Source organism: Phyllobacterium brassicacearum, from assembly GCF_003010955.1.
GTDB classification, from domain to species: Bacteria; Pseudomonadota; Alphaproteobacteria; order Rhizobiales; family Rhizobiaceae; genus Phyllobacterium; species Phyllobacterium brassicacearum.
On sequence record NZ_PGGO01000031.1, the window covers coordinates 29680 to 45398 of the forward strand.

Below are 15719 nucleotides of genomic sequence, written 5' to 3' on the forward strand. Positions count from 1 at the left end.
GCAGGAAATTTATGTCCGCGATCAACTCTTTATGATCAGTTGGGGACTATCGTTCTTAAACTTGATTGCTTTACTCTAATATGGTGTAGCACTGCGATATGTGTCTAGAAATTAAGGGGGGTACAATGAACAGGTTTGCCATCGCCAAATCCATATTGTTTGCGGGATCGGTCGCTCTGATCAGCGGCGCTGCTTCGGCAGCTGAAGTCAATATTTATACGACGCGCGAGCCCGGGCTGATCCAGCCGCTTCTCGATGCGTTCAAGAGTTCCACGGGCATTACCGTCAATACGGTCTTTCTGAAAGACGGACTTCCGGAACGTGTCGCATCTGAAGGTGAGAGCTCACCGGCCGATGTTCTCATGGCAGTCGATGCCGGCAATCTCGTTGATCTCGTTGAAAAGGGCGTCACACAGCCTGTCACTTCGTCCATCCTGTCCGAGTCCATCCCGGCGCAGCTGCGTGACCCGCAGGGAAATTGGTTCGCGCTGTCGATGCGCGCGCGAGTGTTATACGCCAACAAGGATCTCGACCTTACGTCGTTCAATTACGAAGATCTTTCGGACCCGAAGTGGAAGGGCAAGGTCTGCATTCGCGCTGGCCAGCATCCCTATAACTCCGCGCTTTTTGCCGACTATATAGCGCATCATGGCGTTGAGGATGCGGAAACATGGCTGGAGGGCGTGAAGGCCAATCTCGCACGCAAGGCGGGGGGCGGCGATCGTGACGTTGCCAAGGATATCATGGGCGGCATCTGCGACATCGGTATTGCCAATTCTTATTATGTCGGCCTGATGCGGTCGGGCAAGGGCGGCGAGGAACAGAAGGCTTGGGGCGATGCCATCAAGGTTATCCTGCCAACGTTCAAGGATGGCGGCACGCAGGTCAATATCAGCGGCGCTGCTGTGGCCAAACATGCACCGAACAAGGCAGAAGCAATCAGGCTTCTTGAGTATCTCGTCTCCGATGAGGCTCAGCGGATCTACGCCAAAGCCAATTACGAATATCCGGTAAAGCCAGGTGCACCGACAGATCCGATCATTGCCGTATTCGGTGAGCTCAAGGTCGATCCGACGCCACTGACCGAAATTGTCAAACATCGCAAACTGGCGAGCGAGTTGGTCGACAAGGTCGGTTTCGACAATTGATGACAAGCGGGCGGCGCTTTGGCGCCGCCCCAAAGTCCGCGAATGGCTGCAAATTTGACCGATACTAAGGCGCGAAGCCGGACATACCGTCGTAGTGGAACGGCTTGGCTCGTGTCGGCCGGACTGGTAACCGCATTGGTGATGTTGCCGGTGCTGGCGCTCTTGATTCAGGCGTTGCAGGGCTCTGCCGGGTTGTGGTCTCACTTGATCAGCACTGTACTGCCAGTGGCCCTGAAGGACACGGTGATTCTTCTCTGCGGGGTAGGTCTGCTGGCGGCGGTGCTTGGCACGACGACTGCCTGGCTGGTCACCGCCTATGATTTCCCCGGAAGGAGTGTGTTGGAATGGGTGCTGCTGCTTCCGCTCGCCGTGCCAACATATATTATCGCCTACGCCTACCTCGACATCCTGCATCCGATAGGTCCTGTGCAAGGCGCCATTCGCTGGCTGCTCGGCTATTCAAGTCCTCGCGAATTCCGGCTGCCGGATATCCGTTCCATAACTGGTTGCATCATCCTGTTGGGCTTCGTGCTCTACCCTTATGTTTATATTCCGACCCGGGCGATGTTCCTCACTCAAACGGCCAATTTGATCGAGGCGTCACGAACCCTCGGCGTTTCACGGCGCCGCGTATTCTGGCATGTGGCGTTGCCACTTGCGCGCCCCGCGATCGCGGTCGGAATAAGCCTCGCTCTCATGGAGACTCTGAATGACATCGGAGCCTCTGAATTCCTGGGGGTGCGCACGCTCACCGTCTCGATCTATACGACTTGGATAACGCGGTCGGATCTGCCCGGGGCAGCGCAAATCGCGCTGTCATTGCTCTTCGTCGTGGTGGCGCTGGTTGCGTTCGAGCGTTGGGCACGGCGGGAGCAGCGCTATTCGATCAGTGCACAACGGAGCCGTTACTTCGAACCCCATAAAGTTGCCGCGTCAAAAGGCTGGCTCCTGCTTGGCCTTGGCCTTCTTCCGGTCATCATCGGATTTGTTGCCCCCGCGAGCTACCTTGTCACACATGCTTGGTCGCGCTTCTTGTTTGCCGGTTTGTCGTCCCGGTTTCTGACGGAGGCGGTCAACACAATCACCTTTGCAGCGGCGGCGACAGCAATCACCGTGGTGTTTGGCCTTGTCATCGCCTACGCGGTGCGCCTATGGCCAGGGCGGGTGTCAACCTGGTTCTACAGGCTTTCTACGATGGGTTATGCTGCGCCCGGCACGGTTATTGCCATCGGCGTTCTCATTGTGCTGGCGACGCTTGACCGCCTTATCAATGAAGCAGCCGGTGCCTGGCTCGGCCTGTCGACCGGATTGGTGTTCATGGGTTCCGGTGCGGCACTTCTTTATGCCTATACCGCCAGGTTCCTGGCTATATCTGCAGGCGGAACCGAAGCAGGGCTGGCGCGGATACCGCAGTCCTTCGACCATGCGGCGCGCACACTTGGCCAGACGACCGAGGGCACGTTCAGATATGTCCATCTACCGCTGTCAAAGGCTGCCCTGACGGCGGCGGGTCTGCTTGTCTTCGTGGATTGCGTCAAGGAACTGCCTGCGACCCTGCTTCTGCGTCCTCTCAATTTCGAGACGTTTGCCACGCATCTCTATGGCGAGGCCGCGCGCGGCACCTATGAGGAAGCCGCCATTGCCGCTCTTGCGATCGTAATCATCGGCATTTTCCCGGTAATCCTCCTGTCGAAGGTTGGTCGGCCGAAGGTCTGATCGGGGTCGATGTTGTAATCGATCGGTGATTTTCTATTGAATTCTTGTCTCTATAGGTGCTGAATCAAGTTCGCTCGCCGGAGTGCTGATGAAAACAGCACTTGTAACTCCGGAGATGCTTAAATCTTTAACTAAATGGTAGCATCCAAGGGCAGGAGTAGGAGTATTGAGATGAGGAATTTCAAGTCTTTTGCTATCATGAGCGTAGTTCTCACGTGTCTTGCAACGCCATCCGAAGCTCAAGCGCTGAATACAATGGATGATGTCGGGCGTGTTATCGAGTCATGCTGGAATGCACCGTCGGAATCGAAAGGCACTGTGACCTTGAGTTTCAGCTTCAAACGCGACGGAAGTTTGATCGGGCCACCGCGGCCAACGAGCATCGCGGTTGAGGGAGACGAAAAGGCGCGCAAAGAGTTCATTGCATCTGCGATCGACGCGTTGAGCAACTGCATGCCGTTGACGTTCTCGTCCGGACTGGCAGAGGGTATCGCGGGTCAGGTGTTCACAATGCCATTCTCGGCGCCCAAGGACGGGGACAGTACCCCTGTCGTGAACACGCAGTGAACCCGTGGCAGACCGTTCGCCGCCTCAATTCGGGACGACGCGCCAAATCGTATTGCCGACATCATCTGCGACCAGCAGAGCCCCGGACTTGTCGATCGCAACACCCACAGGACGGCCGCGAGCCGTGTCCGCATCGCTGATAAACCCAGTGAGGATGTCCTTAGGTGCTCCGTTCGGCTTGCCATTTTCGAACGGCACAAAGATTACCTTGTAGCCGCTGCGCGGCTTCCGGTTCCACGAGCCATGCTGGCCGATAAAGGCGCCGTTCCTGTACTCCTGGCCAAACAGCGAACCCGTGTTGAAAGTCAGTCCAAGCGAGGCGGTGTGGGGGCCGAGTGCATAGTCGGGTTTGATAGCCTTTTCAACCAGATCGGGTCTTGGCGGCTTGGCTCTCACATCGACATTTTGACCGAAGTAGCTGTATGGCCAGCCATAAAAACCACCGTCCTTGACGGATGTCATGTAGTCCGGCACCAGATCGCTGCCGATTTCGTCGCGTTCATTGACGGCCACCCACAGTTCACCGCTTTCGGGGTTCCACGACAGCCCGTTTGGATTGCGCAGACCCGAGGCGAAGACGCGGGTAGTTCGCGTCGCAAGGTCAATCTCAAGGACTGCTGCCCGGTTCCTTTCCGCCTCGAGACCGTTCTCGCCTACGTTGCTGTTTGACCCGGCGGTCGCATAGAGTTTCTGTCCGTCGGCGCTGGCGATCACATCCTTCGTCCAGTGATGGTTGATGGGAAAACCTGGTAAATCGACGATCTTTTCGGGGGCGGCCGCGATCTTCATATCACCGTCGGCATAGGGAAACGCAACGATGGCGTCCGTATTGGCCACATAAAGTTTCCCATTGGACAGGGCCATGCCGAAGGGCGAATTCAGCCCTTCCAGAAAGGGTTCATGGATTTCGGCAACGCCGTCATGATCAGCGTCGCGCAGCAGAGTGATGCGGTTGGCGCTCGTCACCTTTGCTCCTGCCCGCCTCATGACAAGGCTGGCAATCCAGCCGCGAAGACTGAAGCGGGGATTGTCATCGACTGGATTATTTGTCTCAGCAACCAGGACGTCGCCATTGGGCAAGACATGCAACCAGCGCGGATGATCGAGATCTTTGGCAAAGGCGTTCACTTTGAGCCCCAATGCCGCCGTGGGTGTTGCACCTCCAGGCCATGGATCCGCCTTGGCGACATTGACCGTAGGGATCGGCTTGGGATTAGGCGGAGGCAGTGTCGGGTCGGGTCCATATCCCTGTTCGATCGGGATTGTTGCGGATTCGCGCGAATAGAAACGGACGCCGCCAATGACGAGCACTGCAAGAACGGCTATTATTACGATACCAAGCGCCAGGGATTTCATTTGCCGATCCTCTGAACGGAGCGTTGCCGGATTTCAAAGCAGGAACTGGGACGGCTCGCCGTCCCACGGGATTGGATCATATTCCTCACTTGATAACACCCCATCAAGCGTTTGATCGATAACGAAATTTTGAAAACTTTGTTTACACATTCAGGGCACGGAGACGCTAAGACAGCGGCATGTTCGAACGGTTGATACAATTCCTGCTCAGCGTGATCATGGTGGCCAGCCTTGGCCTGCACGGCATAGTCCATGCCGCCGCGTCCGGTGTGCCTGTTGGCATCGCGGCTGCCGCGTGGCAGCAACGCTTAGACGCGCCCGCCGACGACAGCGGTCCCATTTTATCGACCGGTAGTGGATTCGACTGTTCCTCACGCAAGCAAATTTGCCATGGTGACTGGTTCGGCCTGGCGGTGGGCGGGCCAATCCGCATTGTTCAGGCAGCCTCTCCGTTATTGGTCATATCAGCTCCGCAGGCCAGTTCCTGGCTTCCTGGTGTCCTGCAGAAGCCGCCTCGCATCTGACTGTCCGTTCGCGACACAAGTTCAACAGACATCAGAAAACGAGGATGAAATGATTACCAGACGTTGGTTTGCCGCTGGATTGGCGGCAACAGTGCTTGTGCCCGGGACAGCTTCGGCTCAGGCGAAGAAGAAATCTTTCCAGTTGGATGCAATGTACCAGCCGCAAAGCGTTCCTTATCAGACGGACTTGCCTGCCGGATCGGTTGTTGTCGATCCGAAGAACAAGTTCCTTTACCTCGTCGAGAGCAGTTCCAGCGCTTGCCGCTATGGCATCGGCGTTGGCCGTGCCGGTCTCGAATGGTCGGGCAAAGCAATCATTGGCCGGAAGGCGACCTGGCCACGGTGGATTCCGACCAAGGACATGATCAAGCGCGAGCCTGCCAAGTATGAGAAATATGCGGTGGGCGTCGATGGCGGCCCGGCCAATCCGCTCGGGGCACGCGCCTTGTATCTTTATCGGGGCGGTCGCGACACGTACTACCGGATCCATGGCACGATCCAGCCATGGACCATTGGGCGTGCCGTTTCCAACGGGTGTATTCGTCTGACCAACGATCACGTCATCGAGCTCTACGAGCGCGTTGGCGTCGGGGCGACGGTGGTCGTCCTGTGACATTTGAAAGGTGCCGGTTTCCATCGAAGCCGGCACCTTCGCGTCGGCATGAGTCCAAAGATGCTGTCCATATCCGTCGAATTGGGTATTGCAGTTACAACGCAAATCTGAGATCGTTGAACAGCCCTGAAAAGCAAATAAAAACGAATGGGGTGTAGGGTGGAAACATAGTTTGCAATTCACTTATGTGGAGTTCAACTATGGTTTCAGATTCTAGTCATACCGAGAACATTCCGTCGTATAAGGTTCCAAAGCATCATCCTGCACAGAGCGGGAGACTATTCTTGTGCCTGGAAGACAGGCAACTGCTGAAGTCGGCACAGTTTTGGCAAGCCTCCAAAAATTGCATTCAGGACCTTGGGCATAGGGGGTGGATGTGATGGAAGACAAGACTTTTGCAACGCCGGTGATGGTTAGCCTTGGTGCTATGGGGCTTCGGTTCGTTGCTTCCGTGTGGGAAGCATTGGAGTGTTTGCGAAACCAATGGCCGCAGCAGGACAGTTTGGAATACAAGCGCGCCGTGCGCATTTGTAAGGATGCGCTCGAGGGTTGGATGTCGGCTGCCAAGGCAAGACAGGCCTTTGTCAAGGCTGCGCAACGTGCCGGTGTGTTCGTTGATTCTTCGGCGAAATAACTGGGGCTCTTTCAACCGGCCTGTTTTCCATCCAGTTGCCGCGGCGCAGTAAACGGTGGTCGTGCGCCGCCCGTCGTGAAGGCATCGCTTGTTGCCTGAACACCCAAGGAATCCCAGCGGATATGTTTCACCGCCGCTCGCAGGCCACGCTCGTTCCCGACCTTGAGGCGGCGTGCCAATTATCCTTTGTTTGGCAATATATTTTCAAAAATATATCACTGGCTATCTGACGTCTGCCGATATATTCAGACAGATATCTCGATGCCTGAACTGGAGGATAAGTATGGGTATTCAACGTCGACAGTGGGTCAAAATGGCTGTTGCTGCGGTTGCGGCAACATGGCTCGGCATATCGTCTGTAGCAGCACCAGCTCAGGCAGCGGAAAAGGTAACCGTCTTCGCGGCGGCCAGCCTCAAGAACGCGCTCGATGACATCACCGCTGCCTGGCGGCAAGAAACCAGTAAGGACGCGACGATCTCCTATGCCGCAAGTTCGGCCCTGGCAAAGCAGATCGAGTCCGGTGCACCTGCAGATATATTCATTTCGGCCGACCTCGACTGGATGGACTACGTTGAAAAGAAGAACCTGATCAAGAAGGATACGCGCACGAATCTCCTCGGCAACCGCATCGTTCTCGTTGCTCCGAAAGACAATGCCGAGCCGGTCGAGATCATAAAGGGTTTCGACCTCGCCAAGCTCCTGGGTGACGGCCGTCTTGCCATGGGGGCGGTTGACTCTGTCCCAGCCGGTAAATACGGCAAGGCCGCTCTTGAGTCGCTTGGCGTGTGGTCATCGGTTGAGAGCAAGGTTGCCGGAGCCGAAAGTGTGCGCGCGGCGCTGCTGCTCGTATCGCGTGGCGAGGCGCCCTATGGCATCGTCTACCAGACCGATGCCGCGGCTGACAAAGAAGTGAAGGTCGTCGGCACGTTTCCGGAAGACAGCCACAAGCCGATCATCTACCCGATTGCAGTCCTCAGCGAGAGCAAGAATGCCGATGCGGTGTCGCTGTTTGATTACATCAAATCAGACAAGGCTGTGCCATTCTTCGAAAAGCAAGGGTTTACTATGCCCAAGTGACTACACATTGATCAGGGTGGGGGCCTGACATCTTGAACTGGTTCTCACTCACCAATGAAGAATGGACAGCGGTCCATCTCACTCTGCGCATTGCATCGGTGGCGATGCTTGTCAGCCTGCCTTTTGGCATCGCTGTCGGCTGGTTGCTGGCGCGGGGCAGGTTCTGGGGCAAGTCCATTCTCAACGGCCTTGTGCATCTGCCGCTGATCCTGCCGCCCGTCGTAACGGGGTTCATCCTGCTTCTCCTGTTCGGCAGGCGCGGCCCAATCGGTGCGTTTCTCGCTGAACATCTTGGCATTGTCCTGTCGTTCCGCTGGACTGGCGCAGCGCTTGCCTGCGGCGTGATGGGCTTTCCCTTGATGGTCCGCAGCATCCGGCTTTCAATTGAGGCGGTCGACCGCAAACTTGAAGATGCGGCAGGGACTTTGGGCGCAAGCCCCCTTTGGGTTTTCACGACCGTTACGCTGCCGCTGATCCTGCCCGGGATCATCGCCGGCATGATCCTCTCCTTCGCCAAAGCCATGGGCGAGTTTGGTGCGACGATCACGTTCGTCTCCAATATTCCGGGTGAGACGCAGACATTGTCGGCCGCGATCTACACATTCACGCAGGTGCCGGGTGGAGATGCGGGCGCGTTTCGCCTGACGATCATCTCTGTCATCATCTCAATGATCGCGTTGATGGCGTCGGAATTCATGGCCTATGTCGTCGGTCGCCGGGTGGATATCGAATGACCCTGCATTTTGAAGCAAAGCATAGGCTTGGCAAGTTTGCTCTCGATGCTGCGTTCACTTCAGACCGGGGCGTCACGGCACTGTTTGGGCGTTCTGGCTCCGGCAAGACCTCGATCATCCGTATTATCTCGGGCCTCACTCGCCCGGACCAAGGAAAGCTTGTGGTTGACGGCGATGTGCTCGTGGACACGCAGAAGGGTATTTTCGTTCCGAAGCACAAGCGCCGGTTTGCCACAGTATTTCAGGAGGGGCGGCTGTTTCCGCACCTGACTGTCCAACAAAATCTGAACTATGGCCGCTGGTTTGCCCCCAGGGACGAGCGCGCCGACAATTTTTCAAGGATTGTCGATCTGCTTGGTATCGGATCGATATTGGACCGGCGTCCGGAGAAACTGTCGGGTGGCGAAAAGCAGCGCGTTGCCATCGGCCGGGCCTTGCTGTCGTCACCACGCCTCTTGCTCATGGATGAGCCGCTTGCGGCGCTTGACGACGCCCGGAAGATGGAAATCCTTCCCTATCTCGAAGCATTGCGTGACGAAGTTAATATACCGATCGTCTATGTCAGCCATTCGGTGCCTGAAGTCGCGCGACTGGCCGACCGCGTTATCGTCGTAAGCGAGGGCAGGGTGGCGATGGCGGGTACGGCATCGGCCGTGTTGAGCCAGCCTTCTGTTTCAATCACAGCCGATCGCACGGAGGCGGGTTCGCTGGTGGAGGGCAGGGTGGAGCATTACGACGCAAGACATCGACTTCTGACTATCGGCTTCAAGACCTTGCGAATTTATGTTTCGGGGACTGAAATCGCGGAAGGGAAAGCGGTTCGCGTCCATATTCTTGCCAAGGACGTGATGCTTTCGACCGTGCAGCCCGAACAACTGAGCGCACTCAATATTCTGGAAGGCACGGTCAGTGAGATCAGCCACGATCAGGCCGGAACAGTCGATGTTCGTGTTGATTGCCAAGGAACGCCAGTGTTGGCACGCATTACTGAGTTATCGTGCGAGCGGCTTGGCCTCACGCAAGGAACGCCGGTCTTTGCCATCATCAAGACGGTTGCGCTGGAGCCTCACTGATAGTTGGGTGAGCTTGTCTGGCTGCAGTTTGACTCCAGCCAGACAAGGTCCGAAGCTACGGCTTTTTCGAGTTTCGCCTCCATCGACCGGAAGCGGCTGAGCAATTCTTCGCCGAATTCTGTCACGACGGCGCCGCCGCCCTGTTTGCCGCCGCGCTGGGAGTCGACGACAGGATGTAAAAACATGCTGTTCATCGCGCTGACCAGCAGCCATGCTCTTCGATACGACATGTCCATGGCACGGCCTGCGGCAGAAATGGATCCCGTCGACTTGATATGTTCCAGCAACTGCATTTTCCCCCGACCAATTCTTTCCCTGTTCGGAAAATCAATGCGGAGAACCGTTTTCAGATCGTTCTTTGGAGATGGACCCATAGTCTTGACCAAGCGTCGTTGGAGTGTCGCAAACATCTATAGCAAGCTGGGTGGTGTTGTACACCGGATGTCGCGGTGGTGATGATCACCCAATAAAAAATTGCTGCGGAATACCTGTTGACTCTTACGTTATGTGTAGATACACTTAACAAATGACGAGCGCCCTTGATTTTGCGGATTGCCGCGATTGTCTTTGTCTTGCTGCCCGAAATCACGCGCAGCGTCTGACGAGATTGTTCGACGAGAAACTTCGCCCGTTTGAACTGACGATAAATCAGTACTCACTTCTGACGGCGTTGATCCTCGGTGGTCCAACTACGGTGAGCGAAATGGCGGATCGTTTGGGCGTTGAACGTACCACGCTAACTCGAAATCTCGCGCTGGTCAGTGCGCGTCAACTCGTTGCCGTCAACCCGGGTGAGGACGCTCGCGAGAGAGTGATCACGCTGACCCCAAAGGGCTGGGCCGTCGCAGAAGCGGCGCTGCCCGCATGGAAGGCGGCTCAGGCGGAAGCATCGGCAAGCTGAATTCACCTGTCGGGCCAGCTCGAGTCGCCCATATGAGTGTAGATACATATATAGGAGGCCGACATGGTTCTGGATTTTGTTGGTGGCGTGCTGCTTACGGCAGTCACGGTTTTCAATCTGAGCGCTTTCGTTAATGTCCTGCGCGTTTCCCCGACCGCCAAATTGCGGATCGCGGGTGTTGCGGGTCTATGGATCGGGACGCAGGTATCTCTCGCTGCTGCCGGCGCATTTGGCGGCGCACTCGGTCTGCAAGTACCGCTTATCGGGATCATGGTCGTTCTGCCTGTTCTTGCGACGGCAGTGGCGTGGGGACTGTCACCGGCAGTGCGGTCTGCGTTGATCGCTGTGCCTATGGAATTGCTGATCGGCCTCAACATAGGCCGGGTCTTTGGCGCGTTCTTTCTGTTCCTGGCAGTGGCGGGACGGCTTGACGGTCCATTTCCGATATCGGCGGGGTGGGGAGACGTCATTACGGGTCTCGCCGCGCTGCCCTTGGCTGTTGCGGTCGCCCGTCAAACTGCGGGTGCTAGCACCATCCATGCATGGAATGCTTTTGGTTTCCTCGATCTGGTACTGGCCGTTGGCCTCGGAACGGTTTCCTTCAACGGGTTCGTCCTGCAGCTTATCGAGGGCGGAGTAGGGTCGTACGCTGTTCAACGGTTGCCCTGGTCGATGATACCGACGATTCTCGTACCATTTTACCTGATCATCCACGGGATCATTTTCGCGCAGCTGCGCGAGGCAGCGTTGGTTCGGCGTCAGCTTCGAAATGGTTCTGTGTAGACGGTTCCGGCGATCACCCAATGGAGTTAGCCTGGCTAACGTATGTGCTCAATGTATTTGGCGTGGAAGCGTATGTACCCCGTCTCGGTTTCCTTGAGATGTGCTTCGATCAGCGCATGGAACTCGGGCAGGCGGTAGAAGGGCACGCCCGGATAGGCGTGGTGTTCGGCATGGTACGGCATATTCCACGCCAGTTTGCGGACGAGCCAGGTCGTGGTGGTCGTCCTCGAGTTCTCAAGCATGTTGGCGACAAATGGACAGCGGCCATGTTCGGCAAGGAGATAGAGGCGCAGGAACGGCTGACCCAGTATCGCGGGTAGAATCCAGGCATACACAAGAACCGCAGTCTGGAAATAGATGGAAAGTGCGATCATGACGGCGTAGCCGGCGATCATTGCCCGAGCCTCGGTGCGGACTTTGCTGCGCCCTTTCGCCGGTACAAAAGCATCATTGCAACGACCCGACGCGTTTATGGCCAAGGTCTTGATGTGCCCCCACCAAACGGGGATTCCCGACAGGTGTACGATATACTCACGAAGCGTTTCCGGTTTGGGGAAGGTCAATTCCGGGTCATTTTCCGGATCTTGTGTGAACCGGTGATGGGCAAAATGGAAATAGCGAAACCAGTCCGTCGGCAGCATGATTGCGAAGCTGCATACGCGTGCCACAGTATCATTCAGCCACTGCGTCCTGAACGGTGTGCGATGAGCGGATTCATGTAGCAGTGTGAACAGGAAGACGATCAAGATGCCTTGCGGTAGCATGAGCAGTGGCCAAAACGGTACTCGTGCAGCGATCAGCCAGCCGAGCAAACCGATCGCGCCCCAATGCATGACAAGCTGAGCAAGGCCTGCAACATCCGACTTGGCGGTCAGGCGATCGCGTTCTTCCGACGTCAGTGACGCGATGATGGTCCGATGATCCATGGGCGTGCTCGCGTTGAGAATGTCGAGTGAGCCAAGATTACACAACATTGCGCGCTTTTTAAAAGCACAGGAGCGTCATCAACCAGTCGTAGAAATTGCACTGTGCGAAGCAGATCCTCGCAAAAGCCGCTCGATGTCCTTGACCGGTGCCGGACGGGACAGAAGAAAGCCCTGCAGATCATCGCATCCGATACCGCGCAAATAGTCGCTCTGCTCGGTTGTCTCCACACCCTCGGCAGTCGTGCGCAGGCCCTTTGCATGCGCAAGGTCAATGATCGCCCTGACAATCGCTTCATCATTTGTCGAACGGCCGAAGCCCTGAACAAAGCATCGATCAATCTTTATTCGATCGACTGCAAGTTGCTGAAGCCGGCCCAGCGAAGAGAAACCGGTGCCAAAGTCGTCAAGTGCGATGGTGATGCCAAGCGCGCGGAGCGCCTTGATATTGTGCTCGCAATGCCCCGCACTATCCGTCAGGGCGCTTTCTGTCACTTCAAGTTCTAGACGTGTTGGATCCATGCCGATGGAAAGCAGAATTTTCGCGACCTTCATAGCGTAGGCCGGATTGCGCAATTCCACGACGGACACATTCACGGCCACGGTCTCGATCGGCCATGACATTGAGTCCAAGCAAGCCTGACGCAGGACCCGTTCGCCAAGGGCCTCGATCATTCCGGCATCTTCCGCAATCGGGATGAACACGTCGGGTGCAATCCAGCCATGTTGCGGGTGCCGCCAGCGCAGCAAGGCTTCGACCCCGGTGATCTTGGCATTGCGTGCGGAATAGAGCGGCTGGTAATAGACCTGAATCTGCGTATCCGATGAGAGCGCCTCACGCAGTTCGCGCTCGAGGGTGCGACGCTGCTGCAGCATGGTGTCCATTTCTTTGCCGAAGACCGCAAATTGACCCCGCCCGGCGGTTTTTGCATGGTAAAGCGCGATATCGGCCTTTCTCACCAGCTCTGTACGCTCAGTGCCATCTGCGGGTGCCACCGCAACGCCAATGCTCACGCCGATGAAGATGTGATTGCCATCAATATCGAAGGGATGACGAATGGCGGTGATGATATTCTCGCAGAGAGTTTCAATTGCCGAGAGTCGAGCGGCGTTCGGCACAATGACAGTGAATTCGTCCCCGCCGAGCCGTGCAATGACGCCCGTATTCTCAACAACGCCTTTGAGCCGCGCGGTGAATTGCCGAATAAGCTCGTCGCCGACCGGATGACCCAGCGTGTCGTTGACCTGCTTGAACCGGTCGAGGTCCAGATAAAGGACTGCCAGGGAGGCCACTTTGACGTTCGATAGCGCCTTGTCCAACCGGTCATTGAAGTGAGCGCGATTTGGAAGTCCGGTCAGGGAATCGTGCAAGGCAAGAAAGTTCATGTGTTCTTCACTGGCCTGTAGCTTCTGCGATCTGAGGCGCAGCACCACGAGGAGTGCAGCCACTATTGCCGTCATCAGTAGCACTATGGCGGCAAAAGCCGGGGCAATCTGCGATATCACCGTAGAGCCGGGGTGATAGGGTTGCCAGATATAGTATCCGATTGTCTGACCCAACGAGGACTGCAGGGGATAGCTGTGCTCGTCTATGCCCAATTCGTTCTCGAGGGAGTATCGCAGGCCAGTGAACAGATAATCCCGCTGGAGATCTGTTATGAAACTCTTGTCCAGATAGCGAATAGCGACATGCAGATAAGTTTCGTCTGCCGTCTGTTCTATATTGCCCGTGTCTGAGACGATCGGCTTGACACTGACGATGGCTGGACGCCCGCCGAGCGTCAGCACCTCTGATGCTCCTGGACTCAAAACACGCTCGCCATACCCGTTCGGGTCGGGATTGCGCAGCATTTCCCGAAGCTTGGCGGCGAGGGGTTCTACGGTCGGCCGCACCGCATCGTAAGCAGACTTATCTGCAATTTTGCCATCGGCAAAAGCAAAAATGGGATCATCATTCGTATTGAGCACGTAGGCAGCGTCGTGACCGAAATAGGTGCTCATCCAGCTGCCGAGATTGCTATTCAGCCACTCTTCATTGTCGGTCAACTTGACGTGCAGGACTGCATCGTCCCAAACCGTCGAACTTTCCTGGTCGTGGGCGATCAGCAATTGCGCCTGGGATACCACCAGTGCGAGCAGGCTTTCCTGGCGCGCGACGGCGATCTTGTCAGTTTCGCGGCTGGACCAGACGACCAGGGCCGATACTGCGATGCAAATTGCAATGACTGTCGCCAGAACAGGCAGAGCCGTCCTCAACAGGAATTTTCGGGTTGTGAATGACGGTCTGGTTTCAGACATGCAGCAGCCTCACTTTTTGGCCGTTATAGACCGAAACTGTTAAAAATAGACATTGGACACCCAATATTGTTCTGCTGGCGTGATCCTATAAGCAAAGCATCGGAGCCGGTAAACCTGCCATTTGTTTGGCCAACGCGGCAATGCGTGACACGATCGCGCGATTTTGCACGAAATGAACCTCGCGACTGGCCGCCGCAGATCAAGATTGTTTGACTGGCCGGCAATTGACGGGGAAGCGTGACGTTTCTACGCTGCTTGGGATGTATAGCCACAGGGAGGCGAGCATGACGATAATTTTGTTCAAGCGATTCCTGAGCTCTACCCTTTTGATCCTGCTGATTGCTTCGGGAGCTGCGGCGCATCACGGCTGGTCCTGGGCCGAGGCCGATCAGATAGAGTTGAAGGGTGTGATCCGCGATATCTTTATCGGTCCGCCACACCCCACTCTGGATGTCGAGACGGCCAATGACGGTATGTGGCATATAGAACTTGCCAATCTCAATCAGACCAGACGCGCTGGCTTCGTCGAAGGTTCGGCAAAGATTGGCGATGAGGTTGTCGCTTTGGGGAACCGTTCCACTGATCCGAAGGAAAAGCGAATGAAGGCCGTGCGGATTACAGTCAGCGGAAAGACCTACGACATTTATCCTGAGCGCATAAAGACGAATTGATCGGCCCGTTGGCGGAGCTCTTGCAGGCGCTTTCTGAATGGCCGGGCGCGGTTGCGCTCAGGCGGTTTGAGGTTGCTTATCTCCTCGTCAACGCGGCGCATATCCTTTCCATCGGCCTCATCCTTGGCGCGATCGTGACACTGGACCTCAGAGTTCTCGGTCTGCTCCGGCAATATCCCATCGGCGCACTTGGGCCGCCTCTATCGCGTGTCGCTGCTGTGGGTGTTGTCTGCGCGATCCTGACCGGTTTCGTGCTTTTCACCGTGCGGCCGCTGGCCTACGTCCAGAACACGGCGTTTCTCGTTAAGATCACTTTGGTTGGATTAGCCGTTGCCAACGCTCTGATCCTCCAATGCAATCGCCATTGGCGGCGAGCCCTGTCGGGCGGTGAGGTGCACGTAACTGTGCGGTTGTCCGCCTTCCTTTCAGCAATCCTCTGGGGCAGTGCTGTAGTCGCCGGTCGTTGGATCGGATTTCTCTAAGCTCATTGGCTGCCTCGCGATTGGACGCAGGATCAATAAAAAATCGCTGCGCACTTATCCACGTCCCCAAAACCTGACGTATCCTATCCCTGTCCTTCCCGTGTTGGGGTGGACGGCTCCCAACGGCATCAAATGTGCCAGAATGAGTTCGTTGAAAGCTCAATCGAAGGAGACCGTCCGTGGACCAGATTATCCGAATTGGTATGGATACGTCAAAG

General features: G+C 56.3%; 18 protein-coding genes. 13 read left to right on the top strand and 5 right to left on the bottom strand.

Annotation, left to right across the window (positions count from 1 at the left end):
* The first annotated feature begins 125 nt into the window (after nt 1-125).
* The 3 genes from CU102_RS25870 to CU102_RS25880 all read left to right on the top strand — a co-directional run bounded on the left by CU102_RS25870 (nt 126) and on the right by CU102_RS25880 (nt 3431).
* A complete protein-coding gene (locus tag CU102_RS25870; protein ID WP_106713943.1) occupies nt 126-1148 on the top strand; it encodes a Fe(3+) ABC transporter substrate-binding protein in 1023 nt (340 codons plus the stop codon).
* 42 nt (nt 1149-1190) lie between these two features.
* Nucleotides 1191-2864: an ABC transporter permease gene (locus CU102_RS25875; protein WP_208113891.1), complete on the top strand. Its 1674-nt coding sequence runs from the start codon at nt 1191-1193 to the stop codon at nt 2862-2864.
* Between the two features lie 171 nt (nt 2865-3035).
* Entirely contained in the window at nt 3036-3431 is a 396-nt protein-coding gene (locus tag CU102_RS25880) for a hypothetical protein (RefSeq protein ID WP_245425564.1), read from the top strand.
* A 24-nt stretch (nt 3432-3455) separates the two neighbouring features.
* On the opposite strand, the gene CU102_RS25885 is transcribed toward CU102_RS25880, so the two are convergent.
* A complete protein-coding gene (locus tag CU102_RS25885) occupies nt 3456-4787 on the bottom strand; it encodes a PQQ-dependent sugar dehydrogenase (RefSeq protein ID WP_106713945.1) in 1332 nt (443 codons plus the stop codon).
* A gap of 179 nt (nt 4788-4966) precedes the next feature.
* Between CU102_RS25885 and CU102_RS25890 the strand changes: the two genes are divergently transcribed.
* The 3 genes from CU102_RS25890 (at nt 4967) to CU102_RS25900 (ending at nt 6558) form a co-directional block, all read left to right on the top strand.
* Complete coding sequence (locus tag CU102_RS25890; protein WP_106713946.1) at nt 4967-5311, top strand: hypothetical protein; 345 nt, start codon at nt 4967-4969, stop codon at nt 5309-5311.
* A 49-nt stretch (nt 5312-5360) separates the two neighbouring features.
* Nucleotides 5361-5924: a L,D-transpeptidase gene (locus tag CU102_RS25895; protein WP_106713947.1), complete on the top strand. Its 564-nt coding sequence runs from the start codon at nt 5361-5363 to the stop codon at nt 5922-5924.
* 379 nt (nt 5925-6303) lie between these two features.
* A complete protein-coding gene (locus CU102_RS25900; protein ID WP_106713948.1) occupies nt 6304-6558 on the top strand; it encodes a DUF982 domain-containing protein in 255 nt (84 codons plus the stop codon).
* Nucleotides 6559-6569: 11 nt separating this feature from the next.
* On the opposite strand, the gene CU102_RS30140 is transcribed toward CU102_RS25900, so the two are convergent.
* Nucleotides 6570-6737 carry a hypothetical protein gene (locus tag CU102_RS30140; RefSeq protein ID WP_166648570.1) on the bottom strand — a complete coding sequence of 56 codons (168 nt, stop codon included), beginning with the start codon at nt 6735-6737 and terminating at the stop codon, nt 6570-6572.
* Nucleotides 6738-6841: 104 nt separating this feature from the next.
* Between CU102_RS30140 and modA the strand changes: the two genes are divergently transcribed.
* Genes modA through modC form a run of 3 tightly spaced genes read left to right on the top strand, consistent with a single transcriptional unit; the run spans nt 6842 to nt 9443 of the window.
* Nucleotides 6842-7636 (top strand): molybdate ABC transporter substrate-binding protein, encoded by a 795-nt coding sequence (modA, locus tag CU102_RS25905; protein WP_425351606.1) that lies wholly within the window; start codon nt 6842-6844, stop codon nt 7634-7636.
* 32 nt (nt 7637-7668) lie between these two features.
* Nucleotides 7669-8370 (top strand): molybdate ABC transporter permease subunit, encoded by a 702-nt coding sequence (gene modB, locus CU102_RS25910; RefSeq protein ID WP_106713949.1) that lies wholly within the window; start codon nt 7669-7671, stop codon nt 8368-8370.
* Nucleotides 8367-9443 carry a molybdenum ABC transporter ATP-binding protein gene (modC, locus tag CU102_RS25915; protein WP_106713950.1) on the top strand — a complete coding sequence of 359 codons (1077 nt, stop codon included), beginning with the start codon at nt 8367-8369 and terminating at the stop codon, nt 9441-9443. Before modB ends, modC begins: the two co-directional genes overlap by 4 nt.
* On the opposite strand, the gene CU102_RS25920 is transcribed toward modC, so the two are convergent.
* Nucleotides 9437-9817, bottom strand: coding sequence for a winged helix-turn-helix domain-containing protein (locus CU102_RS25920; protein ID WP_106713951.1), 381 nt, complete (start codon nt 9815-9817; stop codon nt 9437-9439). The genes modC and CU102_RS25920 overlap by 7 nt on opposite strands.
* A gap of 152 nt (nt 9818-9969) precedes the next feature.
* Here CU102_RS25920 and CU102_RS25925 point away from each other — a divergent pair, with 152 nt between their 5' ends.
* Both CU102_RS25925 and CU102_RS25930 read left to right on the top strand, forming a co-directional pair.
* Nucleotides 9970-10344 (top strand): MarR family winged helix-turn-helix transcriptional regulator, encoded by a 375-nt coding sequence (locus CU102_RS25925; RefSeq protein ID WP_106713952.1) that lies wholly within the window; start codon nt 9970-9972, stop codon nt 10342-10344.
* Between the two features lie 63 nt (nt 10345-10407).
* On the top strand, nt 10408-11127 hold the full coding sequence (locus tag CU102_RS25930) for a hypothetical protein (protein ID WP_106713953.1): 720 nt from the start codon (nt 10408-10410) through the stop codon (nt 11125-11127).
* Nucleotides 11128-11162: 35 nt separating this feature from the next.
* On the opposite strand, the gene CU102_RS25935 is transcribed toward CU102_RS25930, so the two are convergent.
* On the bottom strand, nt 11163-12053 hold the full coding sequence (locus tag CU102_RS25935) for a fatty acid desaturase family protein (RefSeq protein ID WP_106713962.1): 891 nt from the start codon (nt 12051-12053) through the stop codon (nt 11163-11165).
* A gap of 78 nt (nt 12054-12131) precedes the next feature.
* A complete protein-coding gene (locus tag CU102_RS25940; protein ID WP_106713954.1) occupies nt 12132-14348 on the bottom strand; it encodes a bifunctional diguanylate cyclase/phosphodiesterase in 2217 nt (738 codons plus the stop codon).
* A 284-nt stretch (nt 14349-14632) separates the two neighbouring features.
* Here CU102_RS25940 and CU102_RS25945 point away from each other — a divergent pair, with 284 nt between their 5' ends.
* Both CU102_RS25945 and CU102_RS25950 read left to right on the top strand, forming a co-directional pair.
* Nucleotides 14633-15019 (top strand): DUF6152 family protein, encoded by a 387-nt coding sequence (locus CU102_RS25945; RefSeq protein WP_106713963.1) that lies wholly within the window; start codon nt 14633-14635, stop codon nt 15017-15019.
* An 8-nt stretch (nt 15020-15027) separates the two neighbouring features.
* Entirely contained in the window at nt 15028-15501 is a 474-nt protein-coding gene (locus CU102_RS25950; RefSeq protein ID WP_166648569.1) for a DUF2214 domain-containing protein, read from the top strand.
* Nucleotides 15502-15719: the final 218 nt, after the last annotated feature.

Bases quoted from the DNA above. Each gene is read 5' to 3' on its own strand.
- CU102_RS25900 (WP_106713948.1), top strand. From the start codon at position 6,304: ATGGAAGACAAGACTTTTGCAACGCCGGTGATGGTTAGCCTTGGTGCT.
- CU102_RS25920 (WP_106713951.1), bottom strand. From the start codon at position 9,817: ATGGGTCCATCTCCAAAGAACGATCTGAAAACGGTTCTCCGCATTGAT.
- CU102_RS25890 (WP_106713946.1), top strand. From the start codon at position 4,967: ATGTTCGAACGGTTGATACAATTCCTGCTCAGCGTGATCATGGTGGCC.
- CU102_RS25880 (WP_245425564.1), top strand. From the start codon at position 3,036: ATGAGGAATTTCAAGTCTTTTGCTATCATGAGCGTAGTTCTCACGTGT.
- modC (WP_106713950.1), top strand. From the start codon at position 8,367: ATGACCCTGCATTTTGAAGCAAAGCATAGGCTTGGCAAGTTTGCTCTC.
- CU102_RS25935 (WP_106713962.1), bottom strand. From the start codon at position 12,053: ATGGATCATCGGACCATCATCGCGTCACTGACGTCGGAAGAACGCGAT.
- CU102_RS25940 (WP_106713954.1), bottom strand. From the start codon at position 14,348: ATGTCTGAAACCAGACCGTCATTCACAACCCGAAAATTCCTGTTGAGG.
- CU102_RS25895 (WP_106713947.1), top strand. From the start codon at position 5,361: ATGATTACCAGACGTTGGTTTGCCGCTGGATTGGCGGCAACAGTGCTT.
- CU102_RS25945 (WP_106713963.1), top strand. From the start codon at position 14,633: ATGACGATAATTTTGTTCAAGCGATTCCTGAGCTCTACCCTTTTGATC.
- modA (WP_425351606.1), top strand. From the start codon at position 6,842: ATGGGTATTCAACGTCGACAGTGGGTCAAAATGGCTGTTGCTGCGGTT.
- CU102_RS25885 (WP_106713945.1), bottom strand. From the start codon at position 4,787: ATGAAATCCCTGGCGCTTGGTATCGTAATAATAGCCGTTCTTGCAGTG.
- CU102_RS25870 (WP_106713943.1), top strand. From the start codon at position 126: ATGAACAGGTTTGCCATCGCCAAATCCATATTGTTTGCGGGATCGGTC.
- CU102_RS25875 (WP_208113891.1), top strand. From the start codon at position 1,191: ATGGCTGCAAATTTGACCGATACTAAGGCGCGAAGCCGGACATACCGT.
- CU102_RS25925 (WP_106713952.1), top strand. From the start codon at position 9,970: ATGACGAGCGCCCTTGATTTTGCGGATTGCCGCGATTGTCTTTGTCTT.
- CU102_RS25930 (WP_106713953.1), top strand. From the start codon at position 10,408: ATGGTTCTGGATTTTGTTGGTGGCGTGCTGCTTACGGCAGTCACGGTT.